This is a genomic window from Acetivibrio cellulolyticus CD2 (genome assembly GCF_000179595.2).
Taxonomy (GTDB): Bacteria; Bacillota; Clostridia; order Acetivibrionales; family Acetivibrionaceae; genus Acetivibrio; species Acetivibrio cellulolyticus.
Map to the genome: position 1 here is coordinate 228,440 of NZ_JH556657.1, position 18,349 is coordinate 246,788.

Below are 18,349 nucleotides of genomic sequence, written 5' to 3' on the forward strand. Positions count from 1 at the left end.
TATCAATATATATATTTTTAATCTTCATTCACTTGTTGTCAATAATAATCTTTTCGCAACAAAGCTAACACTTCATCTAAAATCCTATCCCCAACTTCTGTTTTACTCATTATAGGAAAATCCAGTATATTTCCGTCTCTTTTTATGATCTTTATTATATTTGTATCAGTTTCAAACCCTGCACCTTCCTGTGTAACATCATTAGCGATTATCAAATCCAAATTCTTTGAAGTAAGCTTTTCACAGGCATTATTGATAAGATCATTAGTTTCCGCACTAAACCCTACCAATATCCTGTTTCCTTTCACTTTTCCAAGTTCTTTCGCTATGTCAGGGTTTTTAACTAATTCTATAGTCAAATTGTCATCTTTCTTTTTAATCTTCTTATCTGATGTATTAGCACATTTGTAATCTGCTACAGCTGCAACCATAATTAATACATCAAAGTCCTCATAGCTTTTCATCACTTCACTAAACATTTCATGAGCAGTTTTTACTCCGATGACCTCAACTCCACATGGAGTCTTAAGATTAACCGGGCCTGATATAATCTTGACCTTAGCACCCCTTTTACTTGCCTGTGCTGCAATAGCATATCCCATTTTCCCAGACGATTTGTTGGAAATAAACCTTACAGGGTCTATAGGTTCCTGCGTAGGTCCTGCAGTTATCAAAACTTTTAAATCTTTTAGATCACACTTACTGCAAACAAGTTCGCTGACACTTTCCACAATAGCCGACGGTTCAGGCAATCGTCCCCTTCCTACAGTTCCGCATGCCATACGTCCGGTTTCAGTTTCTAAGAATATATATCCACGTTCAGAAAGTTTTTTTATATTATCTTGAACAATTGGATTTTCATACATATTGGTATTCATTGCCGGCACAAAAACTACAGGAGCTTTTGAAGCCATTATTGTAGTTGAAAGCATGTCGTCGGCAATACCGTTTGCAACTTTTCCAATTATGTTTGCAGTAGCAGGAGCAACCACTATAACATCAGCTTTTGTAGCTAGTGATATATGCTGTATATCCCACTCCTTCGGCTCATCAAACATATCTGTTATAACAGGATTATGTGCAATTGACCTGAAGGTCAGTGGAGTAACAAACTTAGCAGCATTTTCGGTCATAATTACATTAACATCCGCATTAAGCTTTTTTAGCCTGCTAACTACTTCAACCACTTTATATGCTGCTATGCCGCCACAAACACCTACTACAACTGTTTTGCCCTCTAACATAAAATCCTCTCCATAACAAGAAATCACAGGGTTTTTAGTATCCCTAAATTCCTCAAAAAATAAGATTGGGATTGAGAAAAACCATTAGCGTCTCAACCTCAATCTAAACTTTATAAATTACATACACCTTACTTTATTCCGCTCTTTGTCCTGATATATGTAATCTTCTGCTCATCAATTTCATTAATTGCAATAGTTACCGGTTTTTCAGACTCACATTCTGTAAGCTTATGTGCGCCTTCTGTAATTTGTCTTGCTCTTTTAGCTGCCGCTACAACCAATGTATATCTGCTGTCTACCCTATTTAGCAATGAACTTATACCGGGATCAATCATTGACTGTTTCTTTACATTATTATCTTTCATAAGTCTCAAACCTCCAATTAGTTTTTTGCACAATTTATTTCTAAGCAAAACTCCTATTTTCTATTCCAATACTCTCAAGTATATTTATGTTCCTTTCGAACTTAAGTTTTTCTGAGGTTAGTATACTGCTAATGCTACTTACAGCCTCTTCAATCCTATCGTTCACAACAACATAGTCATATCTGTCTACATAGTTCATTTCTTTTATAGCCTTATCCATACGCTTATCTATAACTTCAGCTTTTTCCGTACCTCTGGCTTCTATCCTTCTTCTTAACTCTTCAAAGGATGGTGGCAGAATAAATATTGATACACAATCAGGGTAAATCTTTTTAATGTTCAATGCACCTTCAACCTCAATCTCCAGTAAACAGTCAAACCCTGATTTTATAGTGTCCTCAATACACTTTTTGGGTGTACCATAAAAATTATCACAATATTTTACCCATTCTACCAGCTCATTGTTTTTAATCATGCTGTCAAATTCTTCATGTGTTTTAAAAAAGTAATTTACTCCATCTATCTCGCCACTTCTTGGACTCCTTGTCGTCGCAGAAACAGAAAACCTTATATTTTTTTCTCTTTCTTTTATATTGCTAAGAAGTGTGCCCTTACCAGTGCCTGATGGGCCTGAAACTACCACTAAAAGTCCCTCACGGAACATCACAGTTCCCCCTATTCTTCCAATTCTTCCTCTTCAACAACTACTTCAGTTTCCTTGCTGTTTAATCTATGAGCTACTGTTTCAGGCTGTACAGCAGATAATATTATATGATCACTATCAGTAATTATTACTGCTCTTGTCCTTCTCCCATAGGTTGCATCAACCAGCATTCCGCGCTCTCTTGCTTCCTGAATTATTCTCTTTATAGGTGCGGACTCAGGACTGACTATAGCAACAAGCCTGCTAGCGGATACAATATTCCCAAATCCAATGTTTATTAACTTCATTAATATTCCTCCTAATACTTATTCGATATTTTGTATCTGTTCTCTTATTTTCTCCAATTCACTCTTAATATCAACAACAAATTTTGTTATATTTAAATCATTGGCCTTTGAACCAATGGTGTTTATTTCTCTATTCATCTCTTGGATTAAAAAATCAAGTTTTCTTCCAACAGACTGCCCGATTTTCAATGTCTCCCTTAGCTGGCCGATATGACTTGTAAGTCTTACCAGCTCCTCATCAATACTGCACCTGTCTGCAAATATTGCTACTTCTGTCGCTATCCTGTTTTCATCAATAATCTGCTGATCAAGCAATTCTTTAATTCTGTTTTCTAATTTACACTTATATTCTTTTACAACTTCAGGAGCTCTTATACTAATTTCTTTAACAATATTCTCGATATAATCAGTTCTCTCCAGAATACAGTTTTTTAAACCTTCTCCCTCGATCTGCCTCATATTGATTAAGGAATCAACAGCACCATCTAAAGCTTCACTTATGAGCTTCCACATTTTTTCCTCGTCCTGCTCAACTTTCTCAACCTTCAATACATCAGGAAATTTAGCAATAAGGGAAACGGATATATCGTCCTGAAGATCGTATTTATCTTTCAAAAGCCTCACTGTATCAATATAGGTCTTTGCAAGCCCTTCATCAATCATTATACTTCTGGAATCTTCGCTGAAGTCATCAAAACTGACATAAACATCTGCTTTACCACGTGATACGGCTTTACTTACCACTTCTCTTACCTTGTCCTCAAGAAATGAAATCTGCCTTGGAATCTTAATATAAATATCACTATATCTATGATTTACAGTTTTTATTTCTACCAGGCATTCCATCCCATCAGCCTGTGACTTCCCCCTGCCAAACCCTGTCATACTTCTTATCATAATCAATTCATCCTTTTTATGAATTTAATATAGTCTTATTCCAAACAATATGCATTATAACATAATTATCGATAAATTACAGGTATAATCTTAATTTTTTTTGTGTTTTTTCCTATTTTCTCACGTTTACTTAATAAAAATGCAAATTACATGGCAATTTGCATTTTACTCGAAACCTAAATTAAAATGTCCTCATTCCCAATAGCAATTGTCTCATATATCCAAAGTCAATTGAATTGAATGAACCGTTACCGTCAATATCGGCTCCCTGATATCCAACATTGGGATCTGACGTTGGAAACTGTTTTATTGAACCAAGCAAATACATTCTCATATAACCAAAATCTATTGAATTTGCTGTTCCGTTGCCATCAACATCCCCTTTTACAACTGTTTGGGTTGTCTTTGTAGGTGTTGACGTAACTATTGGTGTTTGAGTTGATGTTTTAGTTGGTGTAGGTGTTGTAATATCAGTTAACCGAACAAGTTGCCAATTTTGATTTGCACCTGAGGCATCGGACCACTGTTGAATAAGTCCGCCATCATCAGTCGACCATTTTGTGACATCGAGCAGCTTTCCACTACTGCAATTTTTAATTTTGTAATACCCATCTCCAATATCTATAAATTGCCATTGCTGATTTGTACCTCCATTACTATACCATTGAATAATTGCACCACCATCTGAAGTAGAACTATCTTTAACATCCAAAACCAGTCCACTAGCTGAACTAACTATCTTTTTATAACCGCTGCCCGTATCAACTAGATACCAACTCTGGCTGGCACTAGTATTGTCGGTCCATTGAACAAGCTGTGCTGCTTGAGTTCCATCCCTGGAATCAAGCACCTTTCCACTATTTTTATTCACTATTTTATACTTTGTTGTATCAGGTATGTTTTCAGTAATTTTCCCTTCAGCAGCATTTATTTTTATAGAGTTATAAAATGGTAGTTGCAAGCTTGTATCTGATCTGAATTCTAAAGGAAGCCATACATATTGCGAATCATTTACTTTGCCATCCCAAGCTCCTGCCCACCTGTCTCCGGTATAGAGATATTCTGTTCCCGTAGAGCTCTGAACAGGTATTATAAATGCCGGTTGGGAGTTATATGTAGTAGAATTTCCCAGGTTATAAAGTGAAGACCACCCGCTGTCCAAGCTCTGTGAATAAGCATATTTTCCCTGGTTTGGATCCCAACCTGTACAACCCGAGGTAATAAGGTAATAATAGTTGTTTCTTTTAACAAGGCATGGCGCCTCTCTCTGTTGACCTACAAACAACTTTGCTTTAAGAGATGCTATGCTTTTATAGTCAGAAGTCAATTCATACACGTGCAAATCCATGTTTTCATTTGCCGTAGAAATAAAATAACCTTTACCATCTGTGTCAACAAATACATTGCAATCCCTTGACATATATCCCTGGAGTCCATGATCTGTCACGCCTGTAGATGCCAACGGTCTGAAGCTTCCACTATATGTATATTTGCCGTCGGGAGTTTTGCAATAAGCAACTGCAGCCCTTGCCTGAGCATAATTAATTCCATTCTCCCAGTGCATCCACATAATAAATTCATTTGTAGATGCATTATACATAACCTTTGGTCTTTCAATATTACACTTTGCAAGTTCTGATGCCGAATTTGGAGACAATACTTCGCCTCTGTATTCCCAGTTTACAAGGTCTGCTGATCGGTAACATCTGACTCCCAAAAAGTAATTTGAACTATCACGATATTCCCCATACCAATAGTAATAACCTCCATATTTAATTAATCCACCACCATGAGCATGTATTATGTTTCCTGACGTGTCTTTAAATTGTGTTCCATTTGTCAATGTACCTTCTGCTGCTAAAGACAATGAATTCGGAACAATCATTATCAATGAAAGAAAAAAAACTACCAAAGCAAGTGAAATAAATGATTTTTTCATAATAAAGTCTCCCCTATTTAATACTCACTTAACCTTTGATTTTTTTATAACAAATTATATTATGTTGAATTTGTGAATTCCAGATTTTATACCTTGTACCTGTTAGCTAAATCGAAACTTTAGAGTTTTAGACGCAAATCAAAATTAAGCCTATTTATATAAATTATAGACTAAACTAATAAAAACCACAATATACCTTTCCTCATTCAAAACAATATTTCCCATAAAAATAAAAGTCCTTGGAAATAAACATTCCCATGGACTTAAATACTAGACTTACATTTCTTGAATTATAGACTTATTATAGAATTATTCAACCAGAACATTTTTAATGGCCTGCATAACTCTTGACTTTTCAAAAGGCTTTACAACAAAATCTTTTGCACCAAGTTTAATAGCTTCTATAACCATTGACTGTTGTCCCATAGCTGAAACCATGATTATTCTGGTTTCAGGGCTGAATTTAAGAATATCGCTTACTGCTTTTATTCCGTCAAGTTCAGGCATAGTAATATCCAGAGTCATGATGTCTGGTTGATGCAACTTAGCCAGATCAATTGCATCATATCCGTTTGAGCCTTCACCTACAACTGTATACCCATCATACTCTTCAATCATCTTCTTTAACAGCGTACGCATAAAAATTGCATCGTCTACTACAACAAACGTAAGCTTTCTCATTAACCCACATCTCCCAATTCATACATGAGTATTGTTAAAACAGTAATTCCAGCAGTTTCAGTTCTCAGTATTCTTGGCCCAAGTGTAACAGAAGAAAGCCCACAATTAACTGCCTCCTCTATTTCTTGCTCTGTAAATCCGCCTTCCGGTCCGATAAAAACTGAGACTTCGCTTATATCTCCAACGCTTTTAAGAATTTGTTTTAAAGAGTTTTTTGACTCCTTTTCATAAGGTATCAATGATAACGGCACATCATGCACTTTCTTTATCGCCTCTTTAAAACTTATGGGAACTTCTATTTTGGGTATAATGCCCCTGTTACATTGTTTAGCTGCTTCCTGTGAAATACGGTTCCATCGTTCACACTTTTTCGCTGCATCTTTTTCACTATCCAGTCTTACTACAGTCCTTTCAGTAAGAACCGGAACTATTCTGCTTATTCCAAGTTCAACACTTTTCTGAATAATGAAATCCATTTTATCTGATTTAGGTAAACCTTGATACAGGGTAACTTTAATCGGAGGCTCAGTTGTGTTTTTATACGACTCAATAACCTTTGTATGCACAAAACCATCGCCAAAATCCTTAATTTCTGCTACATACTCATTTCCTATTCCGTCGCTGAGCGTGACAATTTCTTCACACTTTAGCCTCAACACTTTTTTAATGTGATTATAGTCTTCACCTGTAATATTTATATTATCGTCAAAAACATCTTTTGAGTTTATAAAGAATCTAGGCATCTAAATACAATCGCCACCCATTCCCCAAGTTCTTCAAATTGCTCGCATTTAAAACCCAGCTTTGTGTAGGCTTCAAGAACTTCCTGACTTCTTTCCTTTATAATACCTGAAGTAACAAACAGACCATCTTTCTTTAAATATGAAGGAATTTTGCTTGATATATCAATTATAACATTTGCAATAATATTCGCAACAATAATATCCGCTTTTTCCTTTTTGAGATCATCAATAACCCCTCTAAAAGCCGAAACTTTACCATCTACGCCATTTATAGCACAGTTTTCCTTGGCAACTTTTACTGCCACTTCATCAATATCAACCGCTGTAACAGCTTCTGCACCCAATTTGGCAGCTATTATTGAAAGTATACCTGTACCGCATCCCAGGTCTATTACTTTATCTCCCGGCTTCACATACTTCTCCAACAAGATAGAACACATTTGTGTAGTCTCATGCGTTCCTGTTCCAAAAGCCATTCCCGGGTCCATCTCTACAACTATTTCGTCGTTCTTTTTTTCGTAGCTTTCCCACGAGGGCTTTATAACCAATTTATCAGTTAAATTAAGTGGTTTGTAATATTTTTTCCAGGATGTACTCCAATCTTCATCATCCACCTGTGATGTCCCTACAAACCCTTCACCTACATTCAGAAACTGACTGATAAACTTAAGTTTTTCCTCAATTAGTGACGTAAGTTCGGAAATATTTTTTTCTTCTGAAAAGTACGCCTTTATTGTAACTGCCTCTTCCAGACTGCTTAAGAATTCTTCATCAGCATAGTCCAACGAATCAGGTTTTGACAATTCACTTATTATATCATTGGGGTCTTCAATAGCAACTCCACCTGCACCTATGGATGTAAGCATCTCCGTAACTGCATCGTATGCTTCCTCAGTTGTCTTTATCCTTACTTCATGCCAAATCATATACTAATAGTCCTCCATAAAAATATTACATTCCAAAGGCATCCTTTACTTTTTCAAAAAAAGACTTCCTCTGTTCATGCACTTCATCCCCACTTAATTCAGCAAAATCTTTTAGAATAGATTTTTGTTTGTCGTTAAGCTTCGTTGGCACTTCAACCTGTACCTTTACATACTGATCCCCGCGGCCATTTCCTCTCAAGAAAGGAATACCTTTACCCTTAAGCCTGAAAACCGATCCTGTTTGAGTACCTTCTGGCACAGTATATTTCACCTTTCCATCAAGTGTAGGAACCTCCAATTCAGTACCTAATGCTGCTTGCACAAAGGTTATCGGCATCTCGCAAACGACATCATTACCCTGTCTCTGAAAAATAGCATGGGGCTTTACCCTTATGGAAATATAGAGATCTCCTCCAGGACCACCTTTTGATCCGGGCTCTCCTTCTCCTCTTAAGGATATTGTCTGTCCGTCATCAATTCCTGCAGGGATATTAACTTTCATTTTCTTTGGTTTTCGTATCCTGCCTTTACCATTACATGCCTCACAAGGGCTTGTTATCACTTTACCCTCTCCGTGGCAAACATCACAAGTCTTTATATTCACAAATTGTCCAAAAGGCGTTCTCTGTTTATACTGAATCTGTCCCGTTCCATTACAATGCTGACATGTCGATGGTTGAGTTCCAGGTTTTGCCCCTGATCCTTCACACTTTTCGCAGACCTCCATCCTATTTATCGAGATCTCCTTTTCAACCCCAAAAGCCGCTTCCTCAAAACTGATATCTACAGAAGTTTTTAAGTCAGCTCCTTTTTGAGGTCCTCTACGGGCTTTCGTTGAAGAAGATCTTCCTCCAAAACCTGAGCCACCAAAGATCGTCTCAAATATATCTCCAAAGCCACCAAAATCACCAAAATCACCATTGAAACCGCCGCCAAAGCCTCCCTGTTCAAAGCCCGCATGACCGAACTGATCATACTGTGCTCTCTTTTGGGAATCACTCAAAACCTCATAAGCCTCATTTGCTTCCTTAAACTTAGCCTCAGCTTCTTTATTTCCCGGATTCATATCAGGGTGATATTGTTTTGCCATTTTCCTGTAAGCCTTTTTTATATCAGCATCGGATGCACTTTTGTCAACACCGAGGACTTCATAATAGTCTCTCTTATTAGCCACCCAATCAACTCCTTCAAATCATAAGTTTTAATAACACACATAGAAAAGATTATACCACATAGTATGTAAATTGCAAAAATATATTAATTACACTTCTCTAGATATTATACTTTGCAATAATATTACAACAAAGAGCCAAAGCCATTTTCAATGACTTTGGCCTTTCATTTGATAAATTAAACCTTGCACTAAATTATTTGTCGTCGTCAACTACTTTATAATCTGCATCGTACACGTTTTCCTGTCCATCTGGACCTGCCTGCGCTCCAGGATCTCCACCCATATCAGGGCCTGCTGCTCCAGGATTCTGCTGATAAATCTTTGCTGACACGTCATAAAATGCTTTACTCAAATCATCTGTTGCCTTTTTGATGGACTCAGTATCTGTGCCCTTCAAAGCTTCTTTTACCTTATTTATTTCAGCTTCGATTTTTGCCTTGTCATCGCTTCCAACTTTATCTCCAAGATCCTTCAAAGTCTTTTCAGACTGGAATACCATAGAGTCTGCATTATTTCTAACATCAACTGATTCTTTTCTCGCTTTGTCTTCTGCCTCAAACTTCTGCGCATCTTTTACAGCCTTGTCAATTTCAGCGTCAGAGAGGTTTGTGGAAGCTGTTATAGTTACTTTTTGCTCTTTACCTGTACCAAGGTCTTTTGCAGATACATGAACAATACCGTTTGCATCTATGTCAAAAGTAACTTCAATCTGTGGCACTCCTCTTGGAGCTGGTGGAATACCGTCAAGGTTAAACTCACCTAACAGCTTGTTGTCAGCAGCCATTTGCCTTTCACCCTGGAATACCCTTACTGTTACAGCAGTCTGTCCGTCTGCAGCTGTTGAGAATGTCTGACTCTTCTTTGCAGGTATTGTTGTATTTCTATCTATCAATCTTGTAAATACCCCGCCAAGAGTTTCAATACCAAGTGAAAGCGGAGTTACGTCAAGAAGCAGCAAATCTTTAACTTCACCTGTGAGAACTCCAGCCTGTATAGCAGCACCTACAGCAACACATTCGTCAGGATTTATACCTTTGAAAGGCTCCTTGCCAAAATACTTCTTAACGGCTTCCTGAACAGCAGGTATTCTTGAAGAACCACCAACCAATAGAATCTTATCTATTTTGTCTGGACTAAGGTTAGCATCCTGCATTGCACGTCTTGTCGGTTCCATAGTCTTTTCAACAAGATCAGCTGTCAATTCATCAAATTTTGCTCTTGAAATTGTAACATCAAGGTGCTTTGGCCCAGTCGCATCAGCTGTAATAAACGGAAGATTTACGTTTGTTGTTGTAACACCGGATAATTCAATTTTTGCTTTTTCTGCAGCTTCTTTAAGTCTCTGCATAGCCATTTTGTCATTCTTCAAATCTATGCCGTTTTCTCTCTTGAAAGTATCAACAAGGTGATTCATTATTCTTTCGTCAAAATCATCTCCACCAAGTCTATTGTTACCATGTGTTGCCAAAACTTCAAATACTCCGTCACCAATTTCAAGCAAGGATACGTCAAACGTACCTCCACCAAGGTCAAATACAAGTATTTTCTGTTCATGTTCCTTATCAAGGCCATAAGCCAACGCCGCTGCAGTAGGTTCGTTTATTATCCTTAAAACTTCAAGTCCTGCAATTTTACCGGCATCCTTTGTAGCCTGTCTTTGTGCGTCACTGAAATATGCAGGAACTGTTATAACAGCCTGAGACACTTTTTCACCTAAGTAGGCCTCAGCATCAGTCTTAATCTTTTGAAGAATCATTGCTGAGATTTCCTGTGGAGTATAAGAACCGTCGTCTACTTTTACCTTTCTGTCTGTACCCATATCTCTTTTAATGGATATTACTGTCCTCTCAGGGTTTGTAATAGCCTGTCTTTTAGCAACCTGTCCTACAAGTCTTTCACCTGTCTTTGAAAAAGCTACAACTGATGGGGTTGTTCTACCTCCTTCAGAATTTGCTATAACAACAGGTTCTCCACCTTCCATTACCGCCACACATGAGTTTGTGGTTCCTAAGTCTATTCCAATTACCTTAGCCATAATAAAGCCTCCTTCTATTAATATATATTTTTTTACGTTAAATTTCTAGTTTGCTACCTTAACCATACTGTGTCTTATAACTTTGTCCTTAAAAATGTATCCCTTTTGGAACTCTTCTGCTACAACATTTTCTCCATATTGTTCATCATCTATATGTGAAACAGCGTTATGCAGATTTGGATCAAACTCTTTACCTACAGCTTCTATAGCTTCAACATTGAGTTTCTTCATTACATCCTTGAACTGACGGTATACAAGATCTATTCCCTCTTTAAGTGAATTGTCCCCTGCATCGTTGTTTGCCGCCTGAACTGCTCTTTCTATGTTGTCAATTACAGGCAGGAAAGCAGCAACAACATCAATTGTAGCATCTAGATACAAAGCCTCTTTTTCTCTGGCAGTCCTTTTTTTAAAGTTATCAAACTCAGCCGCTGTTCTTTGCAGCATGTTGAAATAATCATCACACTGTTTTGTCTTTTCTTCAAGCTTTGACTTTAATTCTTCAACTTCCTGACTGGAAGCTGAATCTTCTGCCTGATTGCAACCACAACCACAATCGCATTCAGTTTCTGCCCCATCACCAAGACCTTTGTCTAAATACTCATCTTTATTCATATTTTGCTCTTTGTCGTTTTTGAAATTATCTTTCTTCTTCATTGGAATCTGTTAACCCTCCTTTGATTATAAATTCTTATCTCTATTCAAATCCTTGAAGTTTGTACCAATTAATCTATCAATTTCTTCATTTATTTTTCTTCTGACATAATTCATTGCTGCAAGAACCCTTGCATATTCCATTCTTGTTGGTCCAATAATTCCTATCGTTCCAATAACCAAACCGCCTAAATTATAGGTAGCCGTTATCAAGCTGCAATCCTGCATTTCCTCAATCTTGTTTTCTTTACCTATCTGAATATTAATACCACCATTATTATCATCACTGCCTATACTGCTAAGCACTAAAGATAGTATATCCTTTGTATCCATCAGGTTTAAAAATTCTCTTGCCTTAACAACGTCACTAAATTCCGGAAAATTCAATATATTGGTAGTACCATCAAGATATACTTCTGAAGCATCAATTTGATTAATGCATTCGGTCACGCCGTTTAAGATCGGCAACAATAACTCCTGGGATGACCCTATTAAAATCTCAATTTCCCTTATTACTACTATATTAATTTGTTCTAATGTAAGGCCACTTAATTTTTCATTAAAAATGTTTGAAACCCTTATTAAAAACTCGGGAGATACCGTATCCGGTATCTTAACCAAACTATTCTTAACAATCCCTGCATTGGTAACTACAACTACCAGTGCACTGCCTCTTTCAATTGGAACAACCTGAACAGCTTTTAAAACACTGTTTTTTCTTTCAGGTGTTGCTGCCATTGAGGTGTATTTCGTAAAACGTGACATGGTAGCAGATGCCTGCCTTAAAAGCTGACTGAGCTCATTGATTTTGGTCTCCATTTCACGCTTAATAGTATTTATCTCCTCAACAGTAAGTTCACAGGCTTTCATCAACTGATCCACATAAAACCTGTATCCCTTATCGGAAGGTATTCTACCAGCTGATGTATGCGGCTGTGTAAGATAACCCATCTCCTCAAGATCCGCCATCTCATTCCTTATTGTAGCAGAACTAAGTCCCAACTCGTGTTTTTTTGAAACTGACCTAGAACCTATAGGTTCAGCGGTACTGATGTAATCGTCGATAATTGCATGCAAAATCAACCTCTTCCTATCGTCCAAAAACATCATTATCTCTCCTTTTGTTAGCACTCTACCTTAATGAGTGCTAATACTATTTTAAAAATACCACCGTAGATTTCTTTTGTCAAGATGTTTTTATGGATATTATTTGCTTTTAAATTGTAATATTATTCGCACTAATTATTTTCTTCGCCGTAGCTTGTTTTCTCTTTCAATTAAAGAATTCTGGAAATATAACTTCAGCCATTCCTTAAATAAATTCCATGAACACTTGGTTTGCATAATCAAGCCCAATAGAGCTAAGGCTTATGAATCCTTCCTTTACAATTATCAATTTCCAGTCCACCAGTCTATTTATTTCTTTGCCATACACACTATAGATTTCTACACCAAATCTGCTCTTAAAATCCTCTACCCTTACACCGTCTATAAGCCTTAAACCTAGAATCATAAACTCAGCCATGCTTTCCTTCTTATTTATACTCTCTGCATTTTCAGAAGGAATTTTTTCACCTAGAATGCTGGATATATAACTTTCAATATCATAGACGTTGTTAAACCTGGTAGATTCAAAAAACGAATGTGATCCTGCTCCAATCCCAATATACTCTTCCACATCCCAATATACCAGGTTGTGCCGGCATTCATATCCCGGCTTTGCAAAATTCGATATTTCATAATGTTTGTATCCCTTTTTTGCAAGATAGTCTTTAGTGTAACTGTACATTTTTCGGTCAATATCATCATCTAAAGGTTCAAGTTCCCCATTTTCCAGCCTACTTCCAAATATAGTACCTTCCTCAATTTTAAGGCTGTAGCATGACATGTGCTCCGGGCCCAGTTCAGTAACACTTTTCAAAGTCTCGCACCAATCTTCAAAAGATTGATCAGGAATGCCGAATATTAAATCAACATTTATATTATCAAAACCAACTTGTCTTGCAAGTTTAAAATTATCTTCAAACTCTTTAGCTGTATGTATTCTCCCAAGCATTTTAAGTATCCTGTCCTGCCAAGCCTGCAGGCCAATACTTAATCTATTCACACCTATTTCCTTATATATTTGTAGCTTTTCCAAATTCAAAGTTCCGGGATTTGTCTCAATACTGATCTCAGCCTTTTTATCTATATCCAATTTCTGATTCAACAGGCTCATAATTTCATATATATATTGCGCATCAACCACCGAAGGTGTACCCCCTCCGATGAATACAGTTTTTATGTTGTAACCTTTAAGCTTTTCTGCATATAAGCTGATTTCCTTTTTCAAGGCATTAAAATATGCAGGGACAAGCTCGTCCCTGCATGCAAAGGAATTAAAATCGCAGTAAAAACATTTTGCCCTGCAAAAAGGTATATGAATATATATGCCTATACTTTTTTTATTATCCATACCAACACACACCCTTAGGAGTCTAACTTGAGAACGCTCATAAAAGCTTCCTGAGGAACTTCTACGCTTCCTACCTGACGCATTCTCTTCTTTCCTTCCTTTTGCTTTTCCAAAAGCTTTTTCTTTCTTGTTATATCTCCACCATAACACTTGGCCAAAACGTCTTTTCTATATGCTTTTACAGTCTCTCTGGCAATTATTTTACCTCCGATACAAGCCTGTATCGGTATTTCAAACTGCTGTTTATGGATGGTATCCTTAAGCTTTTCAGCTATTCTTCTTCCCCTTGAATATGCCTTCTCGCTATGAACTATAAACGAAAGAGCATCGACTATTTCACCATTTAAGAATATATCAAGCTTGACAAGGTCTGATTTTCTGTATCCTAAAAGCTCGTAGTCCAAAGAAGCATATCCCTTTGTTCTCGATTTTAATGCATCAAAAAAGTCATATATGATTTCATTCAAAGGCATTTCATAAGTCAGCATTACCCTGCCTTCATCAATATAACTCATATCTTTATATACTCCACGGCGTTCCTGAGACAATTCCATTATGTTACCAACAAATTCAGTAGGAGACATAATAGTAGCTTTAACAACAGGCTCCTCCATGAATTCAATTTCAGCTGTTGGCGGCAAATTAGTCGGGTTATCTATTGAGAACTGCTCACCATCAGTCTTTGTCACCTTGTATATAACGCTAGGCGCAGTAGTAACAAGATCAAAATCATATTCTCTTTCAAGACGCTCCTGAATTATTTCCATATGAAGAAGTCCTAAGAAACCACACCTGAAACCAAATCCCAAAGCTACAGAAGATTCCGGCTCAAACGTCAATGAAGCATCATTTAATTGAAGCTTCTCAAGCGCATCCCTTAAATCACCGTACTTAGAACCATCAGCAGGATAAATCCCACAGAACACCATCGGATTTACCTTCTTATACCCTGGAAGTGGCTCTTTCGCAGGATTCTCCGATAAAGTAACGGTATCCCCCACCCTTGTGTCTTTTACGTTTTTGATACTTGCAGCAATATAGCCAACGTCACCTGCTTTAAGTTCAGCACAAGGCGTCAATGCACCTGGTCTGAAATATCCTACTTCTGTAACCATAAAATCCTTTTTGGTATACATCATCCGGATTTCATCGCCAACCTTTACCTTGCCTTCCTTAACCCTTGTATAAACAATAACACCCTTATAGCTGTCATAATAAGAGTCAAATATAAGCGCACGCAAAGGCTCTTCTTCATCCCCTTCCGGGCATGGAACAACCTTAACTACCTTTTCCAGAACCTCTCTTATATTGAGTCCGCTTTTGGCGGAAATCAATGGAGCCCCACTTGCATCAAGCCCAATGACATCCTCTATTTCTTTTTTGACATGCTCCGGCTGTGCACTGGGCAGGTCAATTTTATTAATAACAGGCAGTATTTCAAGATCGTGTTCAAGAGCAAGATATACATTGGCCAAGGTCTGAGCTTCTATTCCCTGTGCAGCGTCAACAACCAGTATTGCACCTTCACAGGCAGCAAGACTTCGTGAGACCTCATAGTTAAAATCGACATGCCCCGGTGTGTCTATAAGGTTGAGTATATATTCCTCTCCATCTTCAGCTTTATGAACCATTCTTACAGCCTGAGACTTTATAGTAATACCACGCTCACGTTCAATATCCATATTGTCCAGAATCTGGTCTTCCATTTCTCGTTTTGTAAGCACCCCGGTTTCCTCAAGCATTCTATCTGCTAGAGTAGATTTACCGTGGTCTATATGCGCAATTATGCAAAAGTTTCTAATTTTCTTTTGTCTTTCACTTGCCATTAATTCATCCTCCAGTATAAAGGAAGTTCCTATGATTATACTTATATCAGCATATAATTATAACATAAGAACTTTTTTATGAATAGGTTATTTTTTTATTTATTTGTATTATATTTATTTTGTATTATTAAAAAACAATTTATGGCTTTACTATGAATGTCTGTGAGGTATTTCCTGTTTTTTCTACACCTTTATTGCTATAAACTACTTTTTTCGCATTGCTCTCATCCAAATAATATATTTCTATCTCCGGCAAGGAAGGGTTATTATCTTTATCATCTGGAATTATTAGTATATCCACAGTATTCTCACCTTTTTTTAACCCATCCATTATTAACCCCAAGTATGCTCCTATAACTGGCTCTTCATTATTAATAGATACAGAAACGAAACAGCTATTATGAAAACCTATTGATAAATACGATTTTGGTATTTCAACATTATTTATAGCAGGTACATCAGTTATTACCTTGCCATCAAGCATGTCACCAGTGATATCCTTAGCTGTAAACTTGTCCGTTTCGTTATAACCGTATCTATCCTCTACTAAGGTATAATCATATTTCCAACCACTATCTTCTTTCACAAATCTCAAAAAAACAAACGTAATCTTATCCTCTGCTTTTGAAGGCTTTTTGTAAACTATACCTATTGTAGGACCATTTTCAAACACACCACATCGAATAGCACCCTCAATATCTTTTATATCACTTAACAACTGATTTTCTGGCATTTTAGTTTCCCCTGTAGCTAAAAGATAATTTTTAACTATAGCATAATAACGTTCAGACACATATCCTTTAGCACTTTCAATGTCTCCCGTTTTATATGACTCCATATAACTATTGTAAATGGACTTCAACTCTGTTAGAAGCTTTTCATCAAATTTTGTAACCATGGCTAAAATAGAAACTGTCATATTTTCTGGTTCCCATTCAACTTTAGCTTCTAATACTTCGGATATAAATCTCAAAGGTACACTCGTTCTTCCAGATGTAATTACTGCAGGTACATCAAGCTGGATTTCTTCTCCATTAACAACAGCAAATGAATCTCCAATTTTCATTTTTATATCTATATCTTCTTTTTTAATCCCAATAACTTTTAGAGACCCGTCCCAAGTCACTTGTGCTCCTAATTTTTCACTTACAAATCTGATAGGTATTAGTGTTCTGTTACTTGATTTATCAATGTAAGGCTTTGCATCAGGAAAAACAACTTCACTTCCATTTACCTTAACAGTTAATTCACGTTCAGTTTTTCCTATATCTTGATTAGTAGGAATCATAGTTTGTACTGTAAACGGCTTGGTATCTTTCCATATAAAAGCACTTGTAGATGCATTTTTCCCTTCCAAAACACCTATAATTCCCCCATCATCATTCACATCGTAAGGGTTTACGTCAAAAGCACTAGTAATGACACCAAAATCGATTTTCTTAACAGCACCTTCTTTCCATAAAACTGTTTCCCGCCAACTCTCATAAGCCAATACCATACCATTCTCATTTATACGAACATATATATTATCATCGTAAATATAATTGATACCAGAATGGCTCGTAGAATTTTCAAGGGTTATTAAGTCCTTAGTAACACCATCTTCCCATAAAATAATGTGCCATTTATTATCTTTTTTAGTATCAGAAAATCCGACAATTTGACCCTTTTCATTTATATCAGTGCCCAACGAGCAACTCCCAAGAGTGCCCAAATCCTTCATAGCACCATTCTCCCATAAAAACGCATGTCTTTCTTTTGCATCTTTAGTAAATAAGTAGCCTATAACTTGACCTTTATCGTTTATTGCAGTAGCCTTTGTATAATTTCCGCCGAGAGTACCCAAATCTTTCATAACTCCCTTTTCCCATAAAAACGCATGGTATTCGTTCTCTTTAGTCTCAGAAACACCCACCACTTGGCCTTTATTATTTATTGCAGTGGGCTCTACATCATTTCCACCCAAAGTACCCATATCCTTCATGACTCCATTTTCCCATAAAAACGCATGGTATTTGTTCTCTTTAGTCTTAGAAACACCCACTACTTGATCTTTATCATTCATTGCATAAGCCTTTGTATAAGTTCCACCAAGGGTACCTAAATCCTTAAAAACTCCCTTTTCCCATAAAAATGCGCGTACTTCGGTACCATTTGTAATATAACTACCTACAACTTGCCCCTTACTATTAGCACTATAAATGGTTGTTTTGTCTTTATCAATAGTGCCTAAATACTTCATTTCAGATTCTGCATATACAGACATGGCAGCTAACTGAAATAAAATAATCGCTGTAAATATTAACATTAGTTTTGTTAATAATCTAATGCTAGTATTTACATTTTTATTTTTCTTTGAAATCATTTCTTAACACACTCCCCACTTACTTAATGATTAAAATCTAAATAGAAATATATTATCTGGATTAAAGCAAATTTATAAAAATCGTTTATAGCAA

Annotated in this window: 16 protein-coding genes; all 16 read right to left on the minus strand. The window is 36.7% G+C overall.

Annotation, left to right across the window (positions count from 1 at the left end; genetic code table 11):
• Nucleotides 1-38: 38 nt before the first annotated feature.
• Complete coding sequence (gene coaBC, locus ACECE_RS0213085) at nucleotides 39-1,244, minus strand: bifunctional phosphopantothenoylcysteine decarboxylase/phosphopantothenate--cysteine ligase CoaBC (protein ID WP_010247826.1); 1,206 nt, start codon at nucleotides 1,242-1,244, stop codon at nucleotides 39-41.
• Between the two features lie 128 nt (nucleotides 1,245-1,372).
• Nucleotides 1,373-1,609: a DNA-directed RNA polymerase subunit omega gene (gene rpoZ / locus ACECE_RS0213090; RefSeq protein ID WP_010247829.1), complete on the minus strand. Its 237-nt coding sequence runs from the start codon at nucleotides 1,607-1,609 to the stop codon at nucleotides 1,373-1,375.
• A gap of 40 nt (nucleotides 1,610-1,649) precedes the next feature.
• Nucleotides 1,650-2,273 carry a guanylate kinase gene (gmk, locus tag ACECE_RS0213095; RefSeq protein WP_010247832.1) on the minus strand — a complete coding sequence of 208 codons (624 nt, stop codon included), beginning with the start codon at nucleotides 2,271-2,273 and terminating at the stop codon, nucleotides 1,650-1,652.
• 11 nt (nucleotides 2,274-2,284) lie between these two features.
• The gene (remA, locus tag ACECE_RS0213100) at nucleotides 2,285-2,560 is read right to left on the minus strand and encodes an extracellular matrix/biofilm regulator RemA (RefSeq protein ID WP_010247835.1); all 276 of its coding nucleotides are present in this window, start codon (nucleotides 2,558-2,560) and stop codon (nucleotides 2,285-2,287) included.
• A gap of 18 nt (nucleotides 2,561-2,578) precedes the next feature.
• Nucleotides 2,579-3,457, minus strand: a complete 879-nt coding sequence (locus tag ACECE_RS0213105; protein WP_010247838.1) for a YicC/YloC family endoribonuclease — start codon at nucleotides 3,455-3,457, stop codon at nucleotides 2,579-2,581.
• 181 nt (nucleotides 3,458-3,638) lie between these two features.
• A complete protein-coding gene (locus tag ACECE_RS0213110; RefSeq protein ID WP_407636665.1) occupies nucleotides 3,639-5,342 on the minus strand; it encodes an RICIN domain-containing protein in 1,704 nt (567 codons plus the stop codon).
• A gap of 363 nt (nucleotides 5,343-5,705) precedes the next feature.
• Nucleotides 5,706-6,077 carry a response regulator gene (locus ACECE_RS0213115; RefSeq protein ID WP_010247843.1) on the minus strand — a complete coding sequence of 124 codons (372 nt, stop codon included), beginning with the start codon at nucleotides 6,075-6,077 and terminating at the stop codon, nucleotides 5,706-5,708.
• Nucleotides 6,077-6,820 carry a 16S rRNA (uracil(1498)-N(3))-methyltransferase gene (locus ACECE_RS0213120; protein WP_010247846.1) on the minus strand — a complete coding sequence of 248 codons (744 nt, stop codon included), beginning with the start codon at nucleotides 6,818-6,820 and terminating at the stop codon, nucleotides 6,077-6,079. Before ACECE_RS0213120 ends, ACECE_RS0213115 begins: the two co-directional genes overlap by 1 nt.
• Nucleotides 6,802-7,746, minus strand: coding sequence for a 50S ribosomal protein L11 methyltransferase (gene prmA / locus ACECE_RS0213125; protein ID WP_010247849.1), 945 nt, complete (start codon nucleotides 7,744-7,746; stop codon nucleotides 6,802-6,804). Before prmA ends, ACECE_RS0213120 begins: the two co-directional genes overlap by 19 nt.
• Nucleotides 7,747-7,771: 25 nt before the next feature.
• Entirely contained in the window at nucleotides 7,772-8,920 is a 1,149-nt protein-coding gene (gene dnaJ, locus ACECE_RS0213130) for a molecular chaperone DnaJ (protein WP_010247851.1), read from the minus strand.
• Nucleotides 8,921-9,113: 193 nt separating this feature from the next.
• Nucleotides 9,114-10,955: a molecular chaperone DnaK gene (gene dnaK, locus ACECE_RS0213135; RefSeq protein ID WP_010247854.1), complete on the minus strand. Its 1,842-nt coding sequence runs from the start codon at nucleotides 10,953-10,955 to the stop codon at nucleotides 9,114-9,116.
• 45 nt (nucleotides 10,956-11,000) lie between these two features.
• Nucleotides 11,001-11,612: a nucleotide exchange factor GrpE gene (grpE, locus tag ACECE_RS0213140; RefSeq protein ID WP_010247857.1), complete on the minus strand. Its 612-nt coding sequence runs from the start codon at nucleotides 11,610-11,612 to the stop codon at nucleotides 11,001-11,003.
• Nucleotides 11,613-11,636: 24 nt separating this feature from the next.
• The gene (hrcA, locus tag ACECE_RS0213145) at nucleotides 11,637-12,716 is read right to left on the minus strand and encodes a heat-inducible transcriptional repressor HrcA (RefSeq protein ID WP_010247860.1); all 1,080 of its coding nucleotides are present in this window, start codon (nucleotides 12,714-12,716) and stop codon (nucleotides 11,637-11,639) included.
• 205 nt (nucleotides 12,717-12,921) lie between these two features.
• On the minus strand, nucleotides 12,922-14,064 hold the full coding sequence (hemW, locus tag ACECE_RS0213150) for a radical SAM family heme chaperone HemW (protein ID WP_010247863.1): 1,143 nt from the start codon (nucleotides 14,062-14,064) through the stop codon (nucleotides 12,922-12,924).
• 14 nt (nucleotides 14,065-14,078) lie between these two features.
• Nucleotides 14,079-15,890, minus strand: coding sequence for a translation elongation factor 4 (gene lepA / locus ACECE_RS0213155; protein ID WP_010247866.1), 1,812 nt, complete (start codon nucleotides 15,888-15,890; stop codon nucleotides 14,079-14,081).
• 139 nt (nucleotides 15,891-16,029) lie between these two features.
• Nucleotides 16,030-18,255, minus strand: a complete 2,226-nt coding sequence (locus ACECE_RS29425; RefSeq protein ID WP_010247868.1) for an HAF repeat-containing protein — start codon at nucleotides 18,253-18,255, stop codon at nucleotides 16,030-16,032.
• Between the last annotated feature and the right edge of the window lie 94 nt (nucleotides 18,256-18,349).

What these genes read in the sequence shown, in the direction of transcription:
- coaBC (WP_010247826.1), bottom strand. Translation starts at nt 1,244, where the DNA reads ATGTTAGAGGGCAAAACAGTTGTAGTAGGTGTTTGTGGCGGCATAGCA.
- ACECE_RS0213110 (WP_407636665.1), bottom strand. Translation starts at nt 5,342, where the DNA reads ATGATTGTTCCGAATTCATTGTCTTTAGCAGCAGAAGGTACATTGACA.
- grpE (WP_010247857.1), bottom strand. Translation starts at nt 11,612, where the DNA reads ATGAAGAAGAAAGATAATTTCAAAAACGACAAAGAGCAAAATATGAAT.
- lepA (WP_010247866.1), bottom strand. Translation starts at nt 15,890, where the DNA reads ATGGCAAGTGAAAGACAAAAGAAAATTAGAAACTTTTGCATAATTGCG.
- hemW (WP_010247863.1), bottom strand. Translation starts at nt 14,064, where the DNA reads ATGGATAATAAAAAAAGTATAGGCATATATATTCATATACCTTTTTGC.
- ACECE_RS0213105 (WP_010247838.1), bottom strand. Translation starts at nt 3,457, where the DNA reads ATGATAAGAAGTATGACAGGGTTTGGCAGGGGGAAGTCACAGGCTGAT.
- ACECE_RS0213120 (WP_010247846.1), bottom strand. Translation starts at nt 6,820, where the DNA reads ATGCCTAGATTCTTTATAAACTCAAAAGATGTTTTTGACGATAATATA.
- prmA (WP_010247849.1), bottom strand. Translation starts at nt 7,746, where the DNA reads ATGATTTGGCATGAAGTAAGGATAAAGACAACTGAGGAAGCATACGAT.
- remA (WP_010247835.1), bottom strand. Translation starts at nt 2,560, where the DNA reads ATGAAGTTAATAAACATTGGATTTGGGAATATTGTATCCGCTAGCAGG.
- dnaK (WP_010247854.1), bottom strand. Translation starts at nt 10,955, where the DNA reads ATGGCTAAGGTAATTGGAATAGACTTAGGAACCACAAACTCATGTGTG.
- ACECE_RS0213115 (WP_010247843.1), bottom strand. Translation starts at nt 6,077, where the DNA reads ATGAGAAAGCTTACGTTTGTTGTAGTAGACGATGCAATTTTTATGCGT.
- rpoZ (WP_010247829.1), bottom strand. Translation starts at nt 1,609, where the DNA reads ATGAAAGATAATAATGTAAAGAAACAGTCAATGATTGATCCCGGTATA.
- gmk (WP_010247832.1), bottom strand. Translation starts at nt 2,273, where the DNA reads ATGTTCCGTGAGGGACTTTTAGTGGTAGTTTCAGGCCCATCAGGCACT.
- hrcA (WP_010247860.1), bottom strand. Translation starts at nt 12,716, where the DNA reads ATGTTTTTGGACGATAGGAAGAGGTTGATTTTGCATGCAATTATCGAC.
- ACECE_RS29425 (WP_010247868.1), bottom strand. Translation starts at nt 18,255, where the DNA reads ATGATTTCAAAGAAAAATAAAAATGTAAATACTAGCATTAGATTATTA.